Below are 24,827 nucleotides of genomic sequence, written 5' to 3'. Positions count from 1 at the left end.
GTGCGCGGCAAAAAGCCGCCATAACCCCTGCCTCGCAGCGCGTAGCGAAGTGTGCAAAGCGTAGGGGCTGAAGGAAGTTGGAACAATTTTTTTGGGGCACCGCGGACCGTGGGGGAGCCAAAATCGAAGGCCTGTCCTTGCGCCGCGCTGAGGGGCGACGCCCCTAGGCTGCTGCTGCGGCAGCGGCCATACACAATGCTTTATAGAACTAAAGGCGCGCAAGGCTTCCAAAGCCTCGGGAGAGTGGCGCTCCGGCCGCACCAGCCTTTGAGCGGCACCCGTCTGACGCGGCAGCGATAGCGACGGGGGCTGACCGCCGGGCCGCTTCAGCGAGTGCCCCGGCGAGGAGAACCTTATGTCTTGCGCGAGTAATCGTGCCCCGAGGCCGAGACAGCATGCTCGGTGAGCCGGCGCATAGACGAGGTCGTCACCGCGTGTAATGGCGATCCGCGCAGCGCCCCCAAGGTTCTCGTGCTCGTCAATGAGCAGTTTGAGCACATTCTAAACTGTTTGAACGCCAAATTGAACGAGCATATGCGGCGGCATCATCGACAGCAGGCGTTGCATTGCAGCGAATCCCGACAAAGTAGGTGGTCGCACACAATTGGTAAGCAGTGGAGCAAAAGCCGGGCCAGTTGCCTGAATCCTTTGCGCATACGCGCGCCGGCTGAACCCTGCGTGCATGCGCGGCCATCTACGTGAAAGCAGGCGCCTTCCGTTCGGTGCCCACCAATATTGTCGCAAACTCGCCATGCACAGAAGCACAGCGAGCGCTGCGCCCGACAATTGCAACGCGCTTGCTCATCTTTGCCGACGATTGCCGCGATCCGGTCGAGCTTTGAAACGGGCAGCAAGAGGCAGGCATTCTTATTGCATTCATCGTCGTGGCTTGGTCTGTCGGGACGCGGCCCAGCCCACCTCGAGCTAGAGGACGTGCAGAGCAAGTGGAGTGCAATGCGCCTGAACTCGCTGGTCGAAATGCTCGGGCCGGCGATAGCGCCTCAGACGGATCGAGGATGGGCAAGCAATCTACTCGGCTGAAACCGGAGCCGGTCCTCGTTCCGGCAGACGAATCCTTGGCCCGGCGCGCCGTGTTGGGTGCAACGATCGGCAATATTCTCGAATTCTACGACTTTGGGACCTATAGCTTTTTCGCGATCCAGATCGGACAAGCGTTTTTCCCGGCAAGCGACCCATTCGCCAGCCTCATGCTGTCGCTCGCAACCTTCGGCGCGGGTTTTGTGACCAGGCCGATCGGGGCCATCGTGCTCGGCTCGTATTCGGATCGGGCCGGGCGCCGGCCCGCGATGACCGCCAGCTTTGTCCTGATGAGCGCCGCGATCCTTGTGTTAGCGCTCACCCCGTCATACGGGACAATAGGAGCTGCTGCTCCGCTCCTGGTCATTGTCGCACGTTTGGTGCAAGGCTTCGCGCTCGGCGGTGAGGTTGGTCCGACAACTGCCTATTTGCTGGAAGCGGCGCCGGCCGAGGGGCGCGGTCTTGCTGTCTCGTTTCAGCCTGCCAGCCAACAGATCGCTGCAACGGCCGGGGCGCTTGTTGGAGAAATACTCTCCCTGACCATGACAAGCGAGGCACTCAACGCGTACGGATGGCGGATCGCGCTCTTGCTCGGCGCCGTTACGCTGCCGTTCGGATTTTGGCTGCGGAGCGGCTTGCCCGAAACGTTGCACCGGCCCCAAACGCCGGCTCCGGGCGTTCACCCTGTAAGAAGATTGCCTGCCACTCGCCGTATTATGAGCTTGGGATTCGTCGTCCTGGCCAGTTGCACGATCATCACCTACGTCACGGGATATATGACCACCTATGCACTGAATACCCTGCAAGTTTCCGCGCCTCTCGCCTTTGGCACCACGCTCGTTAGCAATACGGTAGGAATTGCTGCCGCGCTGCTGGGCGGCTGGCTCGCAGACCGCGCGGGCCGCCGGCACATCATGATATGGCCGCAGATCGCTGCGTTGTTGATGACCTATCCGGTGTTCCTCTGGATCTCAGAGAGCCGCAGCGCCGTCGCACTTCTCGGAGGTCTCGGTGCGCTCACACTTATTGGAACGATTCCGTACAGCGCCTTCTATGTGAGCATGGCCGAAGGTTTGCCCAAGAATATTCGTGGTGGCGCCTTCGCGATCATCTAGCTTTTGCGATAGCGATCTTCGGAGGCACAGCTCAACCAGTTGTCACCTGGCTGATCTATCTTACCGGGAGCGCGCTGGCGCCCGCCTGGTACATGCTTATCGCTAGCTCGGCTGGGCTCCTTGCCATGCTCATGATGCCGGAGACGGCACCGCTCAAAATTAACAGCGCTGTAAACAAGCAAAGCCCGTTATAGCGGGGCGAATGTGCTATTTTTCCAAAGTGCAGCGGCGCGTGCTGGGGCTCATCTTCGGCAATGCTCAGCACAGCTTCTATACGTCGGAAATCTTTCGAAGCGTCCGTTCCAGCAACCGGCCTTACTTACTATTTGCGCGCCGCTGCAGAGCTTCCCAGCGTTTCATGAGCTGCTCAAACGGCTCAGGTTCGCCGAGAAGTAATCCAGCGTCGATCGTCTTTTGATAATCGGCCTCAAGGTCCTTACACATCTTTTCGTCAGGAACTAACTGAAGCTTGCCGGATACCGCGGCATGATAGTCAATGACATTGCGGTCGCGATCTTTCTCCCGGAAGAACTTGCTCTTCCAATCGGCGACTTCCTGCCCCAACACTTTGTCATCGAAGGCAGCTTGCGCAAATCCCTTATCATCGAGCTTCACGAGATCGTACCAATGGCGCGACACACGATCGCCCGCGATACCCTGAGCGCAAAGAACGTGGACGGCCGTTGCTTTCTCCCAAACGGTGCGCTTGGGAAGCATGATTTTTGGGGTCGCTACAGGAAACTCGAGTTCGGGCAGGGATTTCGCCGCATCGCAGGTGATCTTTCTCGTCTCGGACGGCTCACCGGTCGAGCGCGCACCGAATTCAAGCTTGATCCAGGGCGGAACATAGTCCGAGCCCTGGATCAGCTTTTCATAGTCGACATAGATGACATCGTTCTCAACACGGAACGTGACGTCGACTCCTGTAGCTGCTGCGTGTTTCTGTAGGGCAGGAAGGGTCTTGTCTTTGACCCAGTCGGTGAGCCGCTCGCGCGCAAGCTTTGTCCACTTGTCGGCCTGGCTTCGCAAAGCGGGTATGGGTGGGTCGCCCGTGGCAAGCTCAGGAATGATCCGGCGGATATCGTAAGTGAGATCGATATCCTCCGAGAAACGTTCGATGACGTCGTAACCTTTGGAGAGGGACGTACCTCCCTTAAAGACAAGATGCTCACCCAATTCAGAGTCAAAGAGTCCTTGCAGGGCCCAAACGGCCCAGATGTCCTTCTCCAAAAGATGGACCGGGCGGCCTGAGGCGGTGGCGGCAACGCCAAGTGCCTCAAGCCTCTCGTCACGAGAGAGCGTCAGGTAAAGTTCAGCCATGATTTAGAAGGGATTGGCTGACGGATTTCGACATCCACGGAGGCATCGCGCGACGCAGCGCGACGAGATCCTGCAAAGTGTCGTCGGGCAGCTTGCGCTTCAATACTTTAAGAGCCTCGCCCGCCTCTCGCTCGCCGAGCCAGGCAAGAGCCCGGATTGCCTGTCCAGCAATCGAGTCTGTCGGCAGAAGCATCCAGTGCGGTGCATGCCGCATCTCAACCGTCTGTGCTCCGAGACGAAACTGACGATCAGGACCGGAGGTCAAATAGACGAGCTTCGTCGGCACTTGCGTAGTGAGACCAAGTTTATTCGCGGCCGCGGCTCCGTGTGGAACGATCGTTTCTGCGTGCGTGGAAGCCAGCGCTTCGATGACCTTTTCAGCAGCCGGCGCGCGTAAGCCAAAGCGTGTTTTCACTGGCAGAGCGTAGAGCCCATGGGCAAGACGCATCAACTCGTCGCGTTTGGCGAGACGCTTCAAAGCTTGATCGACCGCAGCACGGCTTCCCAAATGCAAAACTTCCTTAGCACCGATCAAAGTGCCTTCTGGAAGTGCTTGGGCGTAACTCAAAATACGCTCGGCGACGGTTTGCATGGCTTCCCCCCGTTGTCAGAAACATAAGACAATTTCTGACAACACGCAAGGTTTGTCTAAACAACAATAAAAATCAATAACTTAGCCGCTGCTTGATATTACTTAGCAGGGGCCTAACGGCAAGTGAGCGTGTCGGGTCTCATTGCTCGAGGCATCGACGGTGGACTCAATCCTCAAAACCTCCGTCGGCAAACGAGATAGAGGCGGCAGAAGCGCGACGTGGAGGGCCAGGAAAAAACGTGATCGGACATCGCGAGCGCGATTCCGACTCTCCCTTGAACACTCTATTATGGGTGCTGGGTATCGAAGAAAACGACACTGAAAGATTGGCCGTTGCACACTTCAGCGGTTAGCAGGGCACAAACTACAGATCGCAACTACCTTAGCACCACGCCCGGCTTGGATACTCAACGGAGCCCTGCTCGTTCGTCAGCCCGGAGGCTTCCGTCCTCAATAGTTCCTCCCTAAGATCTCCGCGCCGACTACGGCCGAATAGCGGGGCTTTTTGTCTCATTGGACAACATAGCTTGCCGAAGTTCTTTGAACGGCTTTCCCCGAAGACTCATCCCTCCCTCAAAGCGCCGGCACGGAGCCGTGAGGCTCGACAGCTTCCCTCCGGCAAGCTATACAGGAACATACAGCGAACAAAATCCTTTTGGTTGCGAGTCCTTCGCGATGCATCTCGACGGAAGTATTTCCTCGGTAGATCATAAGGTTAGGGGCAGGGCGGCTCGCCCCTTCTCTGGATGACGCCAGTTCAGGAGTGGTAGCGATTGTCCTTATTCCGTCATTTGCATGATGAGGCTTTTTTGGCCTTCTCGCGCGATCACAAGCACCTGTACGCGGCCTGTCTGCTCGACCTCCTTGAACGCTTCTTTTCAGGCGCGCCATCGTTCCCAACTCCGCAGCAGGTCGCCCACGCCATCTACGACGTCATGCGCGCCAACCCGGCCCTCTGGAGCGAAGGCGATGACTTCGGCACCCTGCCGGAAATGATCTCGGCAGGTCGCCGCCGTATCCGGAAGGCCGACGTCGCGCTCGCGTCCGAGAAGGGCGACAAGGCGCTCGGTCTGGCGCGGCAACTCTACGCGCGGCTGCTCGCCTGGGGTTGGCTTGAGGAGGAGGAATACGGGCTCCGTGTCACGGTCGACATGGCAATGGGACCGCTGCTCGTGATCCAGCGGCTCGCGAGCCTCAATAAGGATCTCTCGCAGCGGTTCGGCGGCTTGATCGTGCAGATCCGCCTCAATCTCGAAGCCGTCGAAAAGCTGAGGCCCGAGATCACCGACCGCAAGCAGCGCGAAGCCGCGCTCGCCGTCCGCGAAGCACGCAACCAGGCCGACCAGTTTACCAAGAGCCTGCGGGCCATTCTGGCCGACCTGAAGCGTATCCGACGGACCGTCATGGAATCGAAGACAGTGGCTACCAGGCTGGAAGCCTTCTTCGAGGAGTTCGTCGACCAGCTCCTGCTGAAGGATTTCGAGTCCATCCTCACCGTCAACCATCCGTACCGCTTCCGCGATGCCATCGTCGATCTCGCACGGCGAATCTCCTACACCCCGGACACCATGCAGGTCCTCGCCGAGGAGTACACCGCTTCCAGCATGGCCGCCGACGTCGAGGACGGTCGAATGGCGGCGGCCGACGATCTGCTCGCAATCGAAAACATCTTCGAACAGATCGGCGAGATGTTCGAACGGATCGAGGCCTTCCGCAGGCAGCTCGAAGCCCGGGTCCGCAACACCATCAAGTACGCCGAGCGCGGCGGGCAGGGACTCGTCGGCCGGGCCGGCGACCTGGTGCGGCGGCTGGACGCTCTGCTGCGAGACGGCAGGCACGACAGGGCGACCGTCGAGTGGAGTATCGAGCCGCTGCGGTCGCCCTGGTCGGAGCACCATCAGGCGCCAGCCAGGCAGCCGCGCCGCCCGGTCGAGGCGAAGGAGCTCGCCGGGCCGCCCTCGGACCCGTTGTACGAGCTGAGGAAGAAGCTCCGTCTCGAGTATATCGCTCGCATCGCGCCTCGGCCCGAGGATGTCAGACGATTCCTTGAGGGCCAGGTGCCGCCATTCGCGACCAAGGAAGCTCGCTTCATGGAAATCGACACTGTAGACGACTTCCTCGCCTTCGATTGCGCCCGCCGCTATGCGCTGACGGGCGAGGTTCCGCCGCAGGTCGCGACCGGATTCGATCTGGAGCCGCGCCCAGACACGCCGCCACACGACAGCGAATGGCTGCGTTGCGCGAACTTCCTGGTCAGGCGATCCGGCAGGCCCCGGAAAGCGGAGGAGCTCCATGCTCAGTGAGTTCGAACACGTCGAGCGCGCCTTCGGTGCCGAAAAGGCGGCCGACCTCCGCAAAGCGCTGCACTTCCTGCTGCGGCGGCAGTTCGTGTTCGCGGGAGATCCCAGAACCGGAACCGTCTACAACATGATCATGGACGGCCGCTTCCGCAACGTGGTCGATGGCTTCTTCGATAGTTGCGGATACCGCGTCCATCGCGATCCGGAGGCGCAGTGGGCCGGCATCGTCGCCATGGACGAGGACGTGGCGCTGCCCCGGATGAAGCTCGATGAATCCATCGTTATTTTGGTGCTGGCAGCGTACTGGCAGCAAGAGGTGAACGTCGGAGCAGTCGAAGACCGGGCCGTCGTGGTCGCCACCTTGAATGACTTGTTCGACCGCTACCGCGAGATGGCGCAACACGGCGGCGGAGGCGCGATCTCGGCCGCCCGCTTCCGCGACATTCTGCGCGAGGCTGCCCAGCGCAGCCTTGTCGAGATCGGCGACTTCGACGACGAGCAGCGGGACTGCGAGGTCAGGATCCGCCCGATGATCAAGCTGATCAGCGGCGGCGACGCGCTGCAACGGCTCGAGCGCTACGTGCGCAGCGAGGAGGCCCGTTTTCCGCAGCCCGCGGGAGACGAGGCATGATGGAGCTACGCCACCTTACGATGGTGAACTGGCACCTGTTCGACGTCGCGGACATCGACGTGACGGGGCACGTCGGCGTGCTTGGCGAGAACCGTTCCGGCAAATCGACGATCCTCGACATGGCCCAAGTCGTGCTCACCGGCGGCAGCCGGCGGTTCCTGCGCCTGAACGCGGTCGCCGGCGATAGCGGAAAGTCGCGTAGTGGCTCGAAGCGCAGCGTCGTCGACTACTGTCTCGGCACGCTCGGCGAAGACCAGCGCCGGCGCGACGAGGCGCGCACCTACATCGCACTCGGTTTTGAAGACACGGAAGGCGCGCGGCCGCCGGTCACAATCGGCATGGCGCTCGAGGCGCGGAAGTCAGACAGCCGGGAAACCGTGCTCGCGCTGTTCGTCACCGTCGGCGCCGTTCTAAGCTCCAAGGACTTCATCGAACAGCGAGGGAAGTTGCAGTTCCCGGCGCAGTGGGAAGACGTGCGCGCCCGGATCGTCGCGGCGGTTGGCGAAGGCAACTTCGTCAACCACCGCGATCGGGCCGGCGACTACGTCCGCGAGTACATGCGCCATCTCCTGCCGCATTCGCCCTACGGCGAGCAGAACGCAAGCGCCCTGCAAAAGTCGATCGTCAATGCGATGACGCTCGATCACAACCAGACGGCCACGCAGTTCGTGCGGAACTATATCCTCGAGGACAGTCCGATCGGGATCAAGGAGCTGCGCGAGTCGATCCAGACCTACCGCAATATCAGCGAAACGATCCGAAAAATGCGCCTCAGACTCGAAGCTCTGAGGGCACTTCGGGGAGTTCTCGCCGCACTCGAAGAGGCGCTCGAGACCAAGTTCAGGGAGGAGTGGATTTCCAAACGCGCGGCCTGGCTCGCGGCGCGGGCGATCAACCTGGACTTTAAGACCAAGAGGCGTACCGAGATGGCGCGCCGAGATGCCGCAGCAAAAGAACTCGAATTCATCGAGGAGGATGTCAAGGCCATCGATCGGGAGATCGAACGCCTGACGGCGGCGATCGCCGAGCACGACGCCAAGACCGGAAGAAAGTCGCTGCAGCAGAGCGCTGATGTGGCCGCGCAGGCGGCGCACCGCGCCTCGGCCGAGTTCAAGGCACGCCTGGATAACATCCGTCGCCTGCATCCGCTCCGGGCGATGTGTGCAGACTCTTTCGAAGACTTCGTCCCTGCGCTGGAGCGTCTTCTAACCGCCGCTGTCGGGGCAGACATAGCAGGCGTCTCAGACGAGCTCTCCGCGGCCGAGAAATCCTTCGCGACCAGCGGTGCGAAATGGCTGCCGAAGATCGACGAAGCGCGTCAGGCGATCATCGCGGAGCTTTCCGGGCTGCGAGTCCGGCGTGACGAGGTGCTCGAACGGGTCCGACAGCACGCCTCCGGAGGGGCGCGGGCCTATCTTGGCGACGATACCGAACTCCTCTGCCGAAGGCTCCGGCAGAAGGGAATGGACCCGCGCGTGCTCTGTGACATCATCGAAGTCGCCGAACCCGAATGGGTGGGGGCCGCCGAGGCGCTCCTCGGCCGCGACCGGGAGGCGGTGTTCGTGGACAGAGCGGACATCAGCGCCGCCACGGCGATGTTCAAGGAAGGCCGCCGCGAGTTTCGGCACGCATCCCTCGTGAGCCTGAACAAGCTCGAGCAGTTCCGGGCCAAGCCCGAGCGCGGCAGTTTCCCCTGCATCTTCCGGAGCCAGGATCCGGACGCGATGGCGTTCATCATGCGCCGCTACGGCACGGTCCGTCTCGCCGACACGCTCGATCAGTTTAATAGGCCCGGCCGGGCCATCATGAAGGACGGCCTCTACGACGATGGACTCGTCAGGACCCATCGCTGGATCGAAGCCTCGCAGCACAAGATCGGAAAAGCGGCCCAGGCGAACGCCCTGCGCTCCCTGCAAGATCAGGCCGAGGAACTGGATCGGCTCCTGGCCGACAAGAGCAAGGAGGCCCAAGCCGCGGAGCAGGCCTTTGCCGCTCTGAAGAACATCTGTGAGGGGCGTGACGACCTGAAGACTTTCGCTGCGGCCTTCGCGGCCGCGCAGACCGAGATCGGCGAAGCCCATTCCAGGCTCGATGCGCTCGACGGCGTGGGCGACGGCGGCCTTCGCGACAAGAAGCGGGCGCAGCAGAAGCTGAAGGACAAGAGGCTCGACGAGAGAAAGACCCAGCAGAAGGCGTTTGGCGAGCATGACGGCGAACTCAGATCGGCCGAGAGAAGGCTCGGAGACGGGGAGAACGTGCCGGGCTCCGAGCTCAATCTCCGGGTCGCCCGGTCGATCTACCGCAAGGCCTTCCCGCTCTACTCCGCCGCGAAAGGCAGGCTCGTCTACCGCGAGCGCCTCGATGCCGCAGCAAAAGGCGGTTTTGCTGAGAAACACCGTGCCATCGCAGACAAGGCGGTTAAAGATGCCGACGCCTCGGACGTCGAGCGCGTCCGGATCGAGCGACGGGTCCGCGAGCTCCTTTACGATTACTTCGATCAGTTTGGGATGAGCTCGCAAGTTGGCGCCGAAAGCGAGCCGCTACGCGAGGTGAAGCCCTGGATGGAGCAGCTTATCTCGGATATCGAGTCCAACGAACTGCGCCAGTACGAACGGCAGGCCCGAGAAGCGGCAGAAAAGGCCTCGACACTGCTCCGCGGCGAGTTCATCAACGCGCTCACGGCGCGGATCGGCAAGATGGAGCGGGAATTGCAGTCGTTGAACCGCAGCCTCTACGCACATCCCTTCCACAACGAGAGATATTCGTTCCATCGCACCCAAGTGGTGGAATTCCAGCCCATCCTGAAGATCATCGAGATCGCCAAGACCTCTCCGGAGGCGCTCGACATGCTGTTCCGGGGCGATGTGCCCGATGACTTCCCGCACAAGGATACGATCCTTGCACTCGAGGCGCTGCTAGAGGATCCCGACAAGGACTTCACCCAGTTCGAGGACTACCGCAACTTCTACACCTTCGAGATCCACATGGAGGATGTCGCTACCGGCCGCTCGACCCGCTGGGAGCAGCGGCGCGGCACCGGATCGGGCGCCGAACAGCAGGTCCCCATCTACGTCGCGATCGGCGCTTCGCTCGCCGGCGTCTACGGCAGCGCCGAGCGTCGTACGGGCAAGCCCGCCGGCTTCGCTCTCGCTATGTTCGACGAGGCCTTCTCGAAAATGGATGGCAAGAACCAGCGGCAGATGATGAGCTTCTATAAGAATCTCGGACTCCAATTCGTGATCGCGGCGCCGTTCGAGAAGCGGGTCGCCGTACTCGAACACATGGATACGATCGTGGAAGTGGACCGCATTGGCGAGCAGTCCAGGGCCACCGTGGTGCAACTGAAAGAGAAGGCCAAGCGCGAGCTGATGGCCATCGATCCGGACCTCATGTCCGAACATGAACTCGCCAGCCGTCTGGCCGCCGAGTAGCCATGGCGCGGCGTTTCACGGACGCGAACGGCCTCTTGAATGACCTGCTCGATCGCTTCGAGGCCGGCGCCGCGAGCCCGATCGCCCACCCGGATTATGCCGCCTTCGCCTCGGTCGTCGCGGCGGACGCCTTCCTGAAACAGATCAGGGAAGCCGAAGCTACCGGCGCGGTGTCCGTTGGCTGGGGCCGAGGCGTCAAGCGGGATCAGGTCGCACACGTGCGGCTGGCCTCGGCGGAGATCCTATATCGATATCTCGACCGCACCCCCGCGTCGCGGATTGCGCAGGACGCTGCGGCAAGGCTTGCCGCCGGATCGGCGCTGCGCGACTCTCTGAAGAACAGCGCTTCCCAAATCGCCGAGGTCTGGGGACGGGGGAAGACGTGGCACGGATTCGCTTCGTCCGACGTCGAGATGCTGCGCGACGCCTTCGTTCTCGCCCAGGCCATCCTGGACAACAAGCATCTCGATGTCGACTACAAGACCTTCTCGCGACGGACGGTGGGTCACAGCAAGACGCTCGAACGCATCGAGGGTGCGGTCGTGCGGCTCCTGAGCTGCATCCTGGAGTTTCCGCCCGGCGCGCGGCCCCGCGAGGCACTGCGAGCAATCGGACTGGAACGCTTCGCGCCACCGCTGCTGGTCGCAGGAAAAATCGACCTCGAGGGAGCCGACCTCTCCAGGATTTGTCCACATTATCTCGGAATCACTCCCAAGGAAGCAGATCGCGTCCGTTTTCGGGAGCCGCCGGCGTACATTCTGACGATCGAAAACTTCGCAAGCTTCAACCGGCACATTGCTGAGGCGGACCCCGGTCGACTGGGAACGACGATGTACGTCGGCGGTTACCCCTCGCTCGCCACCCAGCAGGCGCTGCGGATGATCGCAGGGTCGGTATCCGAACAGACGCCAATCTTTCATTGGTCGGACATCGATCCCGACGGGACCTGGATATTCCACACCATCGAGCGAGCCATCGGCCGACCGATCCGACCCCACCTAATGAGCGTCGAAATCGCCGAGCGCTCGGGACAAGTGCCGTCCAAAATATCCGCACCCGCCAGATGCTCACCAGAGTCCGGTATCGCGCGGCTGGCAGCGTACCTGGCAGAAGATGGAGCCAAGACGCTTGAGCAGGAAGAACTCGATCCCGTTTTGCCAGAGCTTCGTTAGATAATCCGTGTCGGTGTGAGGCCGACATCGCGCCGTCCGCAGTTCAAGGATCTCGGCCGGCGGTGTTTGAACAACACCTGTGATCGGCAAACCGGACGCCATGAGTAAGGCAGCTGCTTGCCGAAAAGCGCCGTCGGCACGCGCTCGACACCACCCTCGTGTTCAAGCGCATGCATGCAAGGGCGGCGCCTGCGATCCGGGTGACGGCGCAGGACCATGTCCATCTCGCCGATGCCCGCGAAGGCGCCGTGGCCGATGTTGCCGTCCGGACGCAAGTAATGGGTAGTGGGGCGATGTCTTGCCTTGTCGACGAGCTCATCAATCGCGACACATATGCGCAGAATTCCGTCTGGTGCAGCCTGAATTCAGGACGAAGGAGCCTGTTCCGACCGCAAGCCCGCCGATCGCCAACTTAAGCCCGCCCCTGCCGCCTGGCGTCGCAGAGTGGCAATCGGCACCCTGGAATACTTCACAAGTACCGGAGCACAGGGCCCCGACTCCTTCATAGATGCCGAGGATGCTCTCTATGACGTGGGTAGCTCCTTGAACAGCGAAAGTATCTCGTCCGGCCATGCACCTTCTGTGCGGCGTCAACGCGCCGGGCCGATCATTCCCCTCGCCTATGTCACTGACAAGCCGCAGTCGGTCAGGTCGACCACGACGTCGCTTGTAGAAACGACGCCCTTGCGGTGAGTGATCGCCAGCACGGTCACATCTTTGGCTAGCGTACGGATATGGTTCATAATGCCCTGCTCGGTTTCTTCGTCGAGCGCGGAGCTCGCCTCGTCAAGAAGAAGGATCGCCGGCTCGCCATAAAGCGCGCGGGCAATAGCAATACGCTGGCGCTCCCCGCCGGAAAGCTTCAAACCACGTTCTCCAACCGCTGTATCAAATCCTTCAGGCAAGGCCTCGATCAAGGGGAGAATAGCGGCTTTTTCCGACGCAGCACGAAGGCGCACTTCGTTGCGGGGCCGCCCTAGCAGGATGTTGTCGGCTAGCGACTCATTGAGCAACATCACGTCCTGCGGCACGACAGCAACTGCGGCATACCAATCCGCGCGTTCGATGCCCGCTATATCGATTCCATCCACCAGAATACGACCGCGGTCCGGTTCAATCGATTTCAAGACGAGCCTAAAGATTGTCGATTTTCCAGATCCCGATTCACCGACAAGGAAGGTGATCCCACCCCGCCCAGCTACAAACGAGACGTTCGTAACGCCACGACCGTTGTCGTAGGCGTAACCAACGCCCTCGAAAGAGAGCTGGCCACCGGAGGGCGCGAAATCTTGAGCGTGAGATGGTCGCCGCTCTTCGGGTGCGGCCCATAGTCTAGCCAGAGGGATGAGGTCGGCTCGCGACCGCGCCGCGTCAGAGATGGCACGCGCAACCATCTCGAATGGCATATTGAGCTGGAGTAAAAGCGTGTTGAATAGCACCATATCCCCGATGGTGACCGCCCCGACCTGGTATTCAGGTATGAGAAGGAGAAACGTGACCGCAAATTGTAGCGCGACCGCTGGGCCGAGCACGGCGATGTAGGCAACGCGTTGCAACACATAGGCCCGCCAATTATCACGCACCTCCCGCGCCGTCATCGTAAAGCGCTGGCTCATCCAGGAATGACTGCCGAAATAGCGCAGGGTGTCCATGGAGCTCATGACGTTGCCAACGAAACGCGCATTGTTCTGTCCGGCTTCTCTGGCTCGTTCCAGGAACACGTACGCCCGACGCGTGGAACTCCACGTCAATGTAATCAGGACAGCCCCATAGACGACGACGATTGCAGCGATCTGGATATTGAGGAGCGCGCCGAGAGTAACGAACGTAAGTAGAAGTTGTGTTGCAGCAGGGATGAAGACCACGATCCCAAGCTGGACCAAAGCCGTCAGGGCGCTGCGCCCGCGCGCGGCCGCATTCTGTATTTCTACGGGATTGTGCTCAAGAAAAAAGCTGCGGTTTTCCTCAGGATGCGATCAAAGAAGCCCGTTGCAGCGATGAAGCCCAGGTTCTCGGCTGTCATGAAGGACAGATACTGCAGCATGCGCTGCAATACGGAGGCTACCCCAAGTAGAACCGCATAGCCTGCGAAGCCCCACGCAAGCACCGACATGTCTTCCTCGCGCGGGAGGCGGTCAATGAGACACGAAAATACATAGGGCGTTGCGACGCTGGTCGCGCTTGAGATCAGCACTACCGCGACTACGACGAGAAGCAACCACCGGTCGGAACGCCAGTACGCATGCAAAATTTCGGAAACCGGTGATAACGTGCTGCCGTTCGACATATCTAGCGGATAGAGGAATGGGCTTTGCTTAGATTGGAAGAGCCGGTATAGCCTTTTCGCACGATGATTCCATGCGAGCGCATGAAGATGCTCGATGAGGACTCGCCAGACTTTCCGTTTACCATTGCTTGGCTTCAAATCACTCGATCCAGCACCGTCATCAACTCACCAAGACTGGTAGGTTGTCGTCCGCCTTCCCACATGAGAAATCATGTTTTGTTGCGGGGCAGGCTAAAGGCCAGCTGCGAATTTGCGATTCTTGTTTGGCGATTGCGAACTCGACGGAGCGCTATGGGATCCACCTTGAAGCGCGCCGAGGCAACGTTAGGCAGGACGTTTTAACTCAACGATTTTAGCCGCGGTTAGATCTCGTCGCGGCGTTGGTGACAAAGTGGACCTCAGCAGTGCTTCGTTGCCTAATCGTTGTTAAGCACCCTGTCCTTATCCGCGCGATGAGAAAGCTCCGGTGGCGAAACTAGAACAGCTTCAGAGACAGGAACGCAACGGCTTTGATCAAATCGCAATTGGCTTGGCCTTTGAACGGAGCCGGACGCACACACTACTCGGTAAGTTTTGATCTTTACCGGCAGGCGAGCCTTGGAGGCTTAGGGTGAGATAAATGTATTCGGGCGTTCTGAAGTTCGCGGCTATGTAGGAAAGTACGGCCCCCGGGGTGCTCAATCGGGAACGCCGAGTAGCGACGTCCGCCTGCCTCTTTGCCGAGTCGCCGGCGAGTCGAGACCGCTTTCAGCCTCTCAGATGGCTCTGCAGTGCCCGCCAATCGACGACGAGGTTCCTAGATTGAGGTCTGGCTGCGGACCTGCCGCTAATCGACTGACCAGTGCCCGGGTGCCATCAACCACGAAGACGCCGCAGTCATACTCATTTCTCCTGGCTTATGGGCGCATCTTGCAGGTTGGCCCCGACCCGTTCAGCGATTGTTGCTGCAATTCTGTCGTTATATCCTAGAATTGAGTCATAGTGATAGGCAACCAGCCGGCCTCGTACGCGGCGATCCACCAGCAGAAACGACCAATGGGAGCCACGGCGATCGAGGTCTGTAGACCTAGCATCATTCACCGGCAAGAACAGGAAATCGGCTAAAGCCGGAGGAGGACGCGGCCGCTGTCCAGCGAGTCGCCGGCGCCTCTATCCTCGTTCTATGCTTGATTGTCTTCCGTCGTTAGTGCTGCACGCACGACGGATCGGTCAAACAGAAAAATAAGTCGCAGATACCATCCAACGGATCATCCGCGCATTGAGGATATGATGTATCGGCTACCTGCACCTTCGTGGCGACCGGTTGGGCGGCAACCTCCGCAACAAAGGTCGGCGTCGCCGCCGTTCCGAGCGCGAGGGCGCTCGCAGTCACAATCACGAATTTTTTCATTCTAGAATCGCTTCCCCAGGTTGGCCCCAGCCCGTCCATCACGTCTATATGACCGCACCGCAAGTGGTAAAATTGATTTTCTTGATTGGGTCTATCTACGGAATGGATACGTTCAGATATCTCGGCAGGGCCTCGCCTTAAGTCGATCGGAGTCAGCGGAGCCATTTATGCTCGAGCTCTCGCCCAGCCATCGAAGCTATCGATGCAGCTGTCGAAGCAATCGAAGCACCCTCGTTTGTTGATCATGGCACACTGTGCGTTGCAATGGTTGGAACCGTGCGGGTTTCCCGACGACCCCTGCGTTCCCTTGCGATTAGTGAATACGCGATTTCTTCACGGACGACACGACGATTATGGGGATCGCTCTGGTTCCTCTTTGTTATGGCTTCGGCGCAGACACACCGCAAGGCTTGCTCGGCTGTAGTGCCAAGTCCGGTTGGCAGTTCAACGTCTCGATCGAAGCGCCTTAGTGGTGAGCGATACCCCAACCGAGGAGCGCGAGGTATTATTTCTGGACGGGAATCTGGATGATTATCGGACCGCTAGCGAATCGAATCCGTACAGAAAGTCAGAGACGAGAGGCTGAGGCTAAAGGGTGCGAGAAAGCGCGACATCTCTTGTCGCGCTGCTCGGAAGCAGCGTTCCGCGGCATCTATAATGCCTGATCTGGGTGGCCGGCGGGGGAGTTGGTCGGGAAGCGCACGTCGACCATCAAAGTGTCCGCCGAGATCTGTACCGTCTTCAAATTCGTCGCACTTGTCGTCGGAGGAAAGCGAGGCATTTCGCTCGCCGATAGGCCACTATGCCCCCGTTATAGTCGCCAGAGCTCCCCGCTCGAATCCGCAAAGGCCAGCGGAGCACAACGAGCTTCCCGCCACGCCGACGCGGTCGTGGCCGTCACAGGATCAGTGTTTGCAGAGAAGCAGCTCCGCCCTCACCGGCTGGGACACTCCGAAGAACGAAAAGCCCTAGCACCTTCTGGGGGCCTGGAGGCCGGGATGCTAGGGCTCTCGTCGCCTTATCCAAGTGAAGCAAACGGACAGGCGGGCCCATTGTGCATTGCGAAGTCGATTCGTCAAACCAGAGCGCATGGTTTTCTTTTGGCATGCCAACCATCGAAGCAATCCCTCTGGAGGTTTACTTGTCAGTTGGCGGCGCACATGCCGGCCTTTCGCAACGAGCGCGACGGCATCCGGCCGTATCGTCTTCGAGATCACGCACATGTTTCTCCGGCTGCCGCGCTCAGCGGTTGGCTTTCGGCGCCACCAATGGCCTCATAGTGAGAGCTTACTTGCCCGTGATCGAAAATGATCCGGCTCTCCGGCCAACGAGCCTCTCGTGGATTTGGTGCGTGTTCTCTTCCTCCGAGCTCCACCCGTTGGGGAGGTGGAATCTGAAGAGCCCGGTGCGGCTCAGGCAATCCGCCGAGCCGACCTGGAGGCATGAAACCTGCCATCGAACGGCATACTGCCGCAAGACAAGAAGCTCACTAGATTCCCAGTCGCCCCATCTGCGCTGACACGTGCCCAGCATCGGAAAGGTGGTACAACGCCTGGCCGCCAGCTGCGGTGCTCAACAATGACTTGCAAAACGCAGGTGTGAGCTTGCCGCGGTGGATCACGACGTTATTGTGCCCCTCGGCGGCTCGAGCGTTCTGCCAGTGCCGATTATAGCCGCGCTGTTCATCGGACTTCACGTGGCAAGCGGCGAAGTCACGGTCCCCCAGCATTAGCAATTGCCAGGCATGTACCGGCCGCTTGGTATGGATGTGCAGCCACATCGGGCTTGGCCTCGCACCACTGCTCAGCGCCTTGGGCTGCAGCTTGACCTCGAACAGCTTCCCTGGCTCTCCCTGCAAGGCGCGCGGTGGATCGACTGGCGCCAACTCCCCCGCCCCCCGCAATTGTTCAAGGTACCTTTGCGACGGAAACCCATAGATCTTCATGCAATCGCTCGTTATTGCGGCCTTTCGCAAGTTCAATGAGTTTGCCTGCCCCTGCACCTCGGACCGCATCGCCTTGAGCCGAAATATTTTCTCGTGCACTTCGGGCACTTGCATCGGCGTGAGCAGGCCCCGGCGGCGAGGCTCCTCCAGCGCGACTACACAGGCCTCAATCTCGGCAGCCTGCGTCTGCAAGCGCTTGCTGACGAGATCCAAGACGTGGTCGGCGTCCTCGGGCTTCATCTGGCGCGCTTGCGAGATGGCACTTTGCTGAGCCGGCAGATCAAATTGCACCAGCTCGTCCAGTCGCTCGAGTAATCCCGCCAGCGCTTTCCTGGAGGGCGGAGCCTGCCACATCTGGAGGTGCTCGGTAGCAGAGGTTGACGCGCTCGCGCGTGCCTCCTCCGCGGTCGCGAGTTTTTTGGTACCGAGGTCCGAGAGCACGATAACCTTGCCGGTCGGGGCCGTGGCGGCATCGGGCCTGGCGAGTTGCGGCTCGGGCGGGCGCGCCGTCGAACTCCCCTCGCCTGCGGCCGCTGCGCGCTTTCCTTTGCCCTTTCTGCGCGCTCTGCCGCTTTCGCCCACCATGGCGGTATTTTCCGGCAGCGCAGCCCAGGCCGGCGGTTCAAGTGTGGCTGCCAATTTTGGCTGCACTGCCAGCAACCGCATGACTTCGTTCGCCGTAAGCCACGCACTTTCCACGATCTGGTCCAGCAACTGCAACGGAAGGTCAGCTCCTGATCCGCCTTCCCTCAGCGTGGCAACCATGGAACTCACCCCTGAAGCGAATTCCGAAAGCCGCTCCATGACACCTTCCAGAACGGCGCGATGCTCGGCGTCGAGCGGTGCCCCGTTGCTGTTCAGAACGGCATGGCCAGTCGAGACGAATGCTGGAAAAACATCTCCGATGAAGGTCCCGAGCAGACGCACCCGCCCGTTCTCGTCCATGAGGGCTTCGTGCGCGTCTGGTTCTAACGTGCTCGCTTGCGAGTCAATCAAGAGCTCCGCGAGAGCTATCCGGGTTTGCAGATACATGCACTTCGTATTGAGCGCATGGCCGGTATGCAGCCTTAGTGCGGCCTCTTCGGCCTTGCGCATCGCGGGCGTAGCGCTTGGCAAGTCCGCAGTAGCTGCGCAGACGGATTGCATACGCTCCAAGCGCAGTGTCTTCTTTCCCCACCACTCCATGTGTGCCACATAATGTTCCGCCACGCTTGCAACCGAGCGGTTCAGCTGGTGGGGCGTTGCGATGCCTTTCAACCTCTCGAGGCATCTCAACGCTTCTTCTCTCTTCTTCTCCAGTTGGTCAACAATCTCCCTGGCGACGGTGTTACATTGGGTTACTGCGTCAAGCACGTCATCGCGGAGACGGCGGGCCCGATCGTCGGGCAGAATGCGACGCGCCAAATTTGGGGGCAGATCGGCGTAGTAGTCCAGAGCTGCTGAGCCTGCCCTGACGACTTGGTCGATCAGCTCTTGCGCCTCGGGCAAGTCCCGGGCGCGCATGGCCGCTTGACGACAAGTTTCAAGCTCCTCAAGGAGACTCTCCAATCTTTGCTTTGCTGCTCTGATCTCGTGCCGCGTTGGCGCCACCATATCTGAATCTGGTGGCTGGCTCGCGAGCGGCACGGCCCGCTCCTCCGGCCCGGAGCGCATCCGCTCCACGACGGCGTCGAAGGATTGACTGCGTTCCCCCGGCACGACGCCGAGTTCCCCGGCGCTGTCGGCTGCTGCCGCCCCAACATGCGATTTCCCGGATCGGCCAATGCCCGTCATGCTTTATCTCCGATTAAGTCGACGATGTGCAGCCTGCCTGGATAGACCGCTTGGCTGACGAGTAGCTGACCAAGAGCGTTCTCCAGGGATACGCAAAAAAGCGTATGTCGCCTGTGGTTTCATTTCCCATCGCAGCTCCAGTGTTGCTGAAGTGGGGGATGACCGCGTATGTTGCCGGATAATCAGCTGAAGCACATGACCACGGACTGACCTGTGCTGGTCGTGATCCGCTTTTTCCGAATGCGATAGTACCGGCCGCGAGGCGATCCCTGATCATCCTGCCTCCTGGCCAGTGGTGTGTTCACACGAACTGGACGAAGCCATCCAAGTGCTGGAGAGCACCAGGCAACGCTGTGGTCGGGCAGAAATTGGCCAGCGAAGACTGATCAAGACCTACGGCCGCCCGGCACGCGTCTCACTATCCGGCAAGGAGACTTCGAGAAGAGTTTACGAAGCCAGCGGCCACGCACCGCCCCTGATGAAGCGTAGAAAGCCGATCAGCAACAGCATTAGCCCGGGCCGAAGCGAGCAGAACCGACGATGCGCAGGTCTTTTGCAACTACATCTCGGCGAAGCTGGTACCCATGCAGGCTCAGTCAGATCAGCCTCATAGACATACGGCAGCGAGCGTACCAAGCGCACCGAGCATCAACCCGATCAGCGAACCGGTCGTCGGAACGTCTCTAAAGAGGAGAAGAGTGAGTATCGGCTCCACCACCAGAATAGCTCCCACCGATATTGCGACAATGATCCAGATATTCTTCAGATGCATGTAGCCCAGCGCGTATCCGAAAACGAGAAGGATGCCACCGAAAGATATCAGGAGAAACATCGGCGGGAGCATTGTCACATCCCCGCCCGCCTTTCCAAACCGCCTTGAGGCAATCAACTCGGCGGTGATCGAAATCGCTTCTCCAAGGAAAACCGCTGCCACCGCTACAATCTTCAATATCAAGCTCGTCGGCTGTCCATGGCGGCCCGGATATGGGGAAATCGGAGCGCACCGTTGGCGTTGCTTTTTCGCTTGTCCGGCGCCTGCACGGCGCCGGGCCGGCTCACCTGTCGCTCCTTACGCGGGCTCGTCAACGCCTGCCTGATTACCGACAGGCTCGCGGCATGCAGCGATTGTTTGGCGCCGATCACGCCGCTTTCGCTAGCGGCGTCAACGAATGCGGTTCAAGACGAGCCCAACCGCACCGCGTGCCGCCTGCCGCCTGCCGCCGACGCGATCAGGGACTAGGCTGCAATCCGCACTGGGAGTGAGGAATAGCCGTGCACGAAATTAGATGCGATTCGCTCGGGTTCGCCGACAACGCTTACGTCTAGCCCGGCACGCAATATTTCGTCCCAGAGGATATTCAACTGCAGTTGTGCAAGATGCCGACCAACGCACCGATGGATACCAAATCCGAACGATAGATGCTGCCGCACATTCTTGCGGTCGATCACAAAGCTGTCGCCATTCTCGATGACTTCTTCATCCCGGTTGCCAGAGATATACCACATAACGACCTTGTCGCCTTTGCTGATCTGCTTGCCACCCAGAATGCAATCTGCCGCCGCGGTGCGGCGCATATGGGCGATCGGTGTCTGGTAACGAATAATCTCCGACACGGCGCTCGACACGAGCGCAGGGTTATCGCGCAGTTTTCGCAGCTCGCCGGGGTACTGATTCATGAATAAGACGCCGCCGGTCATCGAGTTGCGGGTGGTGTCATTGCCTCCGACGATCAGCAGGATTAGATTGCCGAGAAACTCATCCGGCTTCATATGCCGCGTGTCGGGCGAATGTGCCATCAAAGAAATCAGGTCCAGGCGCGGCTCGGCATTAATGCGCTCGTTCCAAAGTCGCGTGAAATACTCAAGACATCCGGACAGGATTGTCCTTCGCTTTTCCCAGCTGTCGATGGCATGGCCGGCTCTCGGAGGCGTAACAGCTACATCTGACCAATAGGTCAGGAGCCGTCGGTCTTCGAAGGGAAAGTCGAAGAGCGTGGCAAGCATCTGCGTCGTCAGCTCGATCGAGACCATATTCACCCAATTGAACGGATCATTGCGCGGCAACCCGTCCAGAATCACCCTGACCCGCGAACGGATCAGACTTTCAAACTTCACCAGGTTATCCGGTGCAACTATCGGACTTACGGTATTGCGCTGCCCGGCGTGTTTTGGAGGACCCATCTTAATGAAGCTCGGGGTCCAGTGCTCGTCAGGCACATCGACGATCGTGACACCCTGTTCTGATGAGAATGCCTTATGGTTTGTATCCACCGCGACAATATCGCGGTACTTCGTGACGGACCAATAGGGGCCATAGCCGCTGTCTTGGCAGTAGTGAACGGGATCTTCCCTTCGCAGCCGCTCGAAGTACCCCCATATGCTATCATCCTGAAAGCGCTTGGCTTCGCTAACATCCAGCTTGCTCAGCGGGATACTCGACGCCTCATCGGCTCTACATGCCGATCTCGCTTTCATGATGGTCTCCGCAGATTTTGTTCATTCGAGAGCATACGGGTCCGCATAGTCGCTCTCCACGACCGCCCTGATGTGTTGGTTGCGAGCATGTCCTCGCTCCAACAGAGTATCTCAAACCGCGAGCCGGCCCCTCCTACCATTTCTGGCAGGACAGATCGCATTGACTATCCAAGTCGATCCAATCCAGTGGACCTTAGAACCATCACGGCAACGCTGGCATCGCCCGAGATCGACTATATCGTTGCTCGAAATCAAATAGCTGACTGCCACCATAGCTTTCCAGGTCTTGAAGATCTCAAATGCGAGCCTCTTTGCCTCCTCACGGCCGCATTGAAGCTATTTTTGGGCCGCAGCGCGTGCGGCGACAATCATTAGCGCTGCTCATCTTCCATGACACCACTTAGCCCTGCCCCCCCGAGAGTACGCAAATGTTCTGTTCGACCCGACAAACGCCTGCTTGATCCAACATCCTGGCGGGCAGCCCAGCAACTGAACGAGACAGGAGCTCTCGACGACGATCGTCTCCGAGACTACGATGCTCAATCGCCATCCACCCAGTTCATGGCCGCGGAACCATTGGCAAGGACGATGGCTTGCGACAAGTAAAACGGATGGTCCGGACCCTGACACCGTCATAGGCAGAACTCCAAACAGCCCTTTCGCCCGTTCAGCTTCTGATCAGCATCGCCGCTGCTCGGCAAGCTCTGCGCGGACCATTGCGACGAGGAAGCCAGGCTTGGCACCCGGCTCACGCTAAAGATAGACGAGGATATCAGTGACAGCGAACGGTACTATGCGCAGTCAGCACGTAGAAAGCGGTATTCGCCCCCGAGAGATCGGTGCCACGTTCAGCAAGCGCGTTGTCGAACCCGGCGCATTGCCGAGCGCCCCTGCTCTCCTTCCAGCAGTTCCACCTGAAAGGATCAAAGAGAATGACGGCATATCCGACGACGTTGCAGAATCTGCGCGCGGCCGATCCTGGTAGCAAGGTATTGGAGATAACCACGACCACCGGCTGCATCGTCAGATGTTCTTATTGCTCCCAGGACAAGTTTGCAGATCGCCAAAGGCTCGTATCCCAAGCCAAGCATCTGGGTGTTCAGGATTTCAAGCAATGTCTCTCACGCGTACCGAGAGCTACCGGCATTAGTTTTGCCGGATATTCGGAGCCGTGGTTGCATCCGCATTGCAGCACAATGGTTGAGCATGCTTACGCACGCGGCCACGACGTCCGGATCTTCACGACCCTTGTTGGAATGAACGGAACTGACGTTCGGCGCTTGCAAGTGCTCCGGTTCAAGACTTTCGTCGTTCACGTACCCGACGACGGCACCTATATGAACAGCCGCCTCGTCGGAAAAACTACATCAATGTCATGCGCCGATTGATTGAGGCAAACATTCCCTCAATTCAATTGGTGGTCCTGGGTAAAATCCATCCTGATCTAGCCGACGTAATCCCCGCCAAAAAGCTACAACGCTTGCGGCCGCTGAGTAGCAGGCGAGGACGTATAGATCCGAGAATGATCACCTCCCGGCAGCCGACCGCCGGCACTCTGACATGCAATGGGAAACAGCAGCATCGGAATGTCCTGCTTCCAAACGGCGATGTTACTTTGTGCTGCATGGATTTTGAGCGGCGTCATGTCCTTGGGAATCTTTTGCGCGACGAGTACGAAGATCTGTTCGAAGGACGGATATTTAGCGAAATCGCCGACCGCATGAACGGTACGGATGGCTTTCTGCTGTGCAGGACGTGTGAATTCGCCAAACCGGAGCCGGAATGTAGGAGCCCTGCCCGCGCGCTGTGAGAATGGCCATACCGATGGAAGCGCGCCGCACCAGCTGGACTAGTGCCAGAAGGCGGATCAGAGTCGCGCTTCGGCGAAATGCACGACCGGGGACCGGCCCTTAGGAGAGCTCCAAGAAATGTGTTGCGGGGGCCCTTTCCCCGCACAGAACAATATTGGCAAATCCGTCCCTCCATGGCCTGAGCTGTTTCAGCCACTTATCCGACTCGCCTTACGCTCCACTTGAGGCTGCGCCTCACTTGTGACTCAGGTACAATATGATGTCCAGGGGATGGACGCGGACGGGTGATGAAGGAGTTGATCCGAGACATCCAACGTTTGCTCGCACGCAAGTCCGTCGAGGTCGAGATCACTCGACTTTGCAAAAATAAAAACGTGTGCTGTCTCGATCGAAAAGAGACCAGCGACTTGATGATCCGCATTATCAGCACAGCGCAGTCTGTCACTCGCGGCTCCAAAATTGCAGGGTTGCCGACGACTGGAGCTCCGCGAGATGGATGGTTGGATAGTAACGGTCGCCATCGAGCATGATGACGACGACGACGCATTCAGGCACGTAACCTACGCGGTCGCGACTGCTGACCCTGCAGAAGCTGTGAAGCTGTGGCGCTGTGCGCCTGAAAGATAGCGGCGGCAAGGCTGCAATGCTAATCTGCCCGATCGAAGAAGAGCAGGTGCAAAGGCTCGGCTTACAGCCCGGGGAACTAATCGCGATCCACGATGACGAGATTGATCCGATCAACTCGCGCTCGCAGCGGCACTAAGCGCGTTTGTTTCTTTGCCCGACTTCAATCATTTGCTTGACGTGATGACGGGCATGTCCCAAAGCTGACACTGATTGACCGCGAGAAGCCTAGGGGCGCTGTGAAAGCACATCGTCTTCCCTCGAACATCCAATGACCGTCTGGCACGCAAGTTGCTGAGATATCGACGGCTTGGGTGCTTCTACGTTAGTGACCCTTACGAGACAACCAAGCCCTTTCGTAATCCAACTCGCACGGGCGGCGATCCACCCCACCGCCCGTGCGTCTTTTCCCGCGACAAGGCAGCCAAGCTCCAACTCGCGCGGGTGGTTCTTCCCGTAACCCCGTGCGTCTTTTACGGTTGCTCGGTCTCAGCCATCCATCACAGGGAATCATGCCGTGGCCCGCGAAGAGGCTCTGACAAAGGCAATAGCGGCGCTTAAAGAATGGTCCGAGGGAAATATCCCGATGAGCGACGTGCTCGACGCGATTGTAGAGCTTCACGAGACTTTTCCGCCACCCGAGCCCCCAAAGCCAACAAAGCAGAAGAGTCATTCATAGCATTCCGCTCTCTATTGCTTGGGGGCGCACACACCAAGAGCGAGATGCAGCCGTGATGGCGCGCTCGTGCGTGCGGTTGTCGAAGAGCTATTCCGGAGAACCTGAACTCGCGACGTCTATCTTCATTTTGAAGGCTGGCCAAAGTACGTGATTTTGAATATCGGGCTCGAGAACAGCGCAAGCGTTGCTCGACTAGCCTCTTCCCAGAGCACAACGCAGCCGTGGCATGTCATTTGCTCAGATT

General features: G+C 59.5%; 15 protein-coding genes and 1 pseudogene. 7 read left to right on the top strand and 9 right to left on the bottom strand.

Annotation, left to right across the window (positions count from 1 at the left end; translation table 11 throughout):
* Window positions 1-1,016: 1,016 nt before the first annotated feature.
* Window positions 1,017-2,347 (top strand): annotated as a pseudogene (locus ALC15_RS39240) (MFS transporter).
* Window positions 2,348-2,468: 121 nt separating this feature from the next.
* Here the strand turns inward: ALC15_RS39240 and ALC15_RS39235 are convergent.
* Together ALC15_RS39235 and ALC15_RS39230 are read right to left on the bottom strand one after the other, a co-directional pair.
* Window positions 2,469-3,473 (bottom strand): nucleotidyl transferase AbiEii/AbiGii toxin family protein, encoded by a 1,005-nt coding sequence (locus ALC15_RS39235; protein ID WP_050631898.1) that lies wholly within the window; start codon window positions 3,471-3,473, stop codon window positions 2,469-2,471.
* Window positions 3,466-4,065 carry a DUF6088 family protein gene (locus ALC15_RS39230; protein ID WP_050399950.1) on the bottom strand — a complete coding sequence of 200 codons (600 nt, stop codon included), beginning with the start codon at window positions 4,063-4,065 and terminating at the stop codon, window positions 3,466-3,468. The genes ALC15_RS39235 and ALC15_RS39230 overlap by 8 nt, the downstream gene beginning before the upstream one ends.
* An 809-nt stretch (window positions 4,066-4,874) precedes the next feature.
* Between ALC15_RS39230 and ALC15_RS39225 the strand changes: the two genes are divergently transcribed.
* Genes ALC15_RS39225 through ALC15_RS39210 form a run of 4 tightly spaced genes read left to right on the top strand, consistent with a single transcriptional unit; the run spans window position 4,875 to window position 11,599 of the window.
* The gene (locus ALC15_RS39225) at window positions 4,875-6,368 is read left to right on the top strand and encodes a Wadjet anti-phage system protein JetA family protein (protein ID WP_244486465.1); all 1,494 of its coding nucleotides are present in this window, start codon (window positions 4,875-4,877) and stop codon (window positions 6,366-6,368) included.
* Entirely contained in the window at window positions 6,358-6,996 is a 639-nt protein-coding gene (locus tag ALC15_RS39220; RefSeq protein ID WP_050399949.1) for a DUF4194 domain-containing protein, read from the top strand. The genes ALC15_RS39225 and ALC15_RS39220 overlap by 11 nt, the downstream gene beginning before the upstream one ends.
* Window positions 6,993-10,427, top strand: coding sequence for an SbcC/MukB-like Walker B domain-containing protein (locus ALC15_RS39215; protein WP_050631896.1), 3,435 nt, complete (start codon window positions 6,993-6,995; stop codon window positions 10,425-10,427). Before ALC15_RS39220 ends, ALC15_RS39215 begins: the two co-directional genes overlap by 4 nt.
* A 2-nt stretch (window positions 10,428-10,429) precedes the next feature.
* Window positions 10,430-11,599, top strand: coding sequence for a Wadjet anti-phage system protein JetD domain-containing protein (locus ALC15_RS39210; protein WP_050631895.1), 1,170 nt, complete (start codon window positions 10,430-10,432; stop codon window positions 11,597-11,599).
* A gap of 620 nt (window positions 11,600-12,219) precedes the next feature.
* On the opposite strand, the gene ALC15_RS39200 is transcribed toward ALC15_RS39210, so the two are convergent.
* The 7 genes from ALC15_RS39200 to ALC15_RS39175 all read right to left on the bottom strand — a co-directional run bounded on the left by ALC15_RS39200 (window position 12,220) and on the right by ALC15_RS39175 (window position 21,469).
* Window positions 12,220-13,524, bottom strand: coding sequence for an ABC transporter ATP-binding protein (locus ALC15_RS39200; protein ID WP_244486466.1), 1,305 nt, complete (start codon window positions 13,522-13,524; stop codon window positions 12,220-12,222).
* A gap of 2 nt (window positions 13,525-13,526) precedes the next feature.
* A complete protein-coding gene (locus ALC15_RS45300) occupies window positions 13,527-13,886 on the bottom strand; it encodes an ABC transporter ATP-binding protein (RefSeq protein ID WP_050631894.1) in 360 nt (119 codons plus the stop codon).
* 1,183 nt (window positions 13,887-15,069) lie between these two features.
* A complete protein-coding gene (locus ALC15_RS39190) occupies window positions 15,070-15,276 on the bottom strand; it encodes a hypothetical protein (RefSeq protein ID WP_050631899.1) in 207 nt (68 codons plus the stop codon).
* Window positions 15,277-16,765: 1,489 nt separating this feature from the next.
* The gene (locus tag ALC15_RS39185; protein WP_050631893.1) at window positions 16,766-18,994 is read right to left on the bottom strand and encodes a hypothetical protein; all 2,229 of its coding nucleotides are present in this window, start codon (window positions 18,992-18,994) and stop codon (window positions 16,766-16,768) included.
* A 607-nt stretch (window positions 18,995-19,601) separates the two neighbouring features.
* Entirely contained in the window at window positions 19,602-19,943 is a 342-nt protein-coding gene (locus ALC15_RS39180; protein WP_244486464.1) for a hypothetical protein, read from the bottom strand.
* Window positions 19,944-19,945: 2 nt separating this feature from the next.
* Window positions 19,946-20,137: a hypothetical protein gene (locus ALC15_RS44405; RefSeq protein ID WP_157860987.1), complete on the bottom strand. Its 192-nt coding sequence runs from the start codon at window positions 20,135-20,137 to the stop codon at window positions 19,946-19,948.
* A 93-nt stretch (window positions 20,138-20,230) separates the two neighbouring features.
* Window positions 20,231-21,469, bottom strand: a complete 1,239-nt coding sequence (locus ALC15_RS39175; protein WP_050399942.1) for a cytochrome P450 — start codon at window positions 21,467-21,469, stop codon at window positions 20,231-20,233.
* A gap of 932 nt (window positions 21,470-22,401) precedes the next feature.
* Between ALC15_RS39175 and ALC15_RS46935 the strand changes: the two genes are divergently transcribed.
* Window positions 22,402-22,857: a hypothetical protein gene (locus ALC15_RS46935; RefSeq protein ID WP_244486463.1), complete on the top strand. Its 456-nt coding sequence runs from the start codon at window positions 22,402-22,404 to the stop codon at window positions 22,855-22,857.
* The gene (locus ALC15_RS46930; RefSeq protein WP_244486462.1) at window positions 22,845-23,279 is read left to right on the top strand and encodes an SPASM domain-containing protein; all 435 of its coding nucleotides are present in this window, start codon (window positions 22,845-22,847) and stop codon (window positions 23,277-23,279) included. Before ALC15_RS46935 ends, ALC15_RS46930 begins: the two co-directional genes overlap by 13 nt.
* Window positions 23,280-24,827: the final 1,548 nt, after the last annotated feature.

This window comes from Bradyrhizobium viridifuturi, assembly GCF_001238275.1.
GTDB classification, from domain to species: domain Bacteria; phylum Pseudomonadota; class Alphaproteobacteria; order Rhizobiales; family Xanthobacteraceae; genus Bradyrhizobium; species Bradyrhizobium viridifuturi.
Note: the sequence above shows the minus strand (reverse complement) of the source record. Positions and strands in the feature narration are given on the sequence as shown.

Bases quoted from the DNA above. Each gene is read 5' to 3' on its own strand.
- ALC15_RS39210 (WP_050631895.1), top strand. From the start codon at position 10,430: ATGGCGCGGCGTTTCACGGACGCGAACGGCCTCTTGAATGACCTGCTC.
- ALC15_RS45300 (WP_050631894.1), bottom strand. From the start codon at position 13,886: ATGTCGAACGGCAGCACGTTATCACCGGTTTCCGAAATTTTGCATGCG.
- ALC15_RS39235 (WP_050631898.1), bottom strand. From the start codon at position 3,473: ATGGCTGAACTTTACCTGACGCTCTCTCGTGACGAGAGGCTTGAGGCA.
- ALC15_RS39175 (WP_050399942.1), bottom strand. From the start codon at position 21,469: ATGAAAGCGAGATCGGCATGTAGAGCCGATGAGGCGTCGAGTATCCCG.
- ALC15_RS39190 (WP_050631899.1), bottom strand. From the start codon at position 15,276: ATGAAAAAATTCGTGATTGTGACTGCGAGCGCCCTCGCGCTCGGAACG.
- ALC15_RS39230 (WP_050399950.1), bottom strand. From the start codon at position 4,065: ATGCAAACCGTCGCCGAGCGTATTTTGAGTTACGCCCAAGCACTTCCA.
- ALC15_RS46930 (WP_244486462.1), top strand. From the start codon at position 22,845: ATGCGCCGATTGATTGAGGCAAACATTCCCTCAATTCAATTGGTGGTC.
- ALC15_RS46935 (WP_244486463.1), top strand. From the start codon at position 22,402: ATGACGGCATATCCGACGACGTTGCAGAATCTGCGCGCGGCCGATCCT.
- ALC15_RS39215 (WP_050631896.1), top strand. From the start codon at position 6,993: ATGATGGAGCTACGCCACCTTACGATGGTGAACTGGCACCTGTTCGAC.
- ALC15_RS39220 (WP_050399949.1), top strand. From the start codon at position 6,358: ATGCTCAGTGAGTTCGAACACGTCGAGCGCGCCTTCGGTGCCGAAAAG.
- ALC15_RS39185 (WP_050631893.1), bottom strand. From the start codon at position 18,994: ATGACGGGCATTGGCCGATCCGGGAAATCGCATGTTGGGGCGGCAGCA.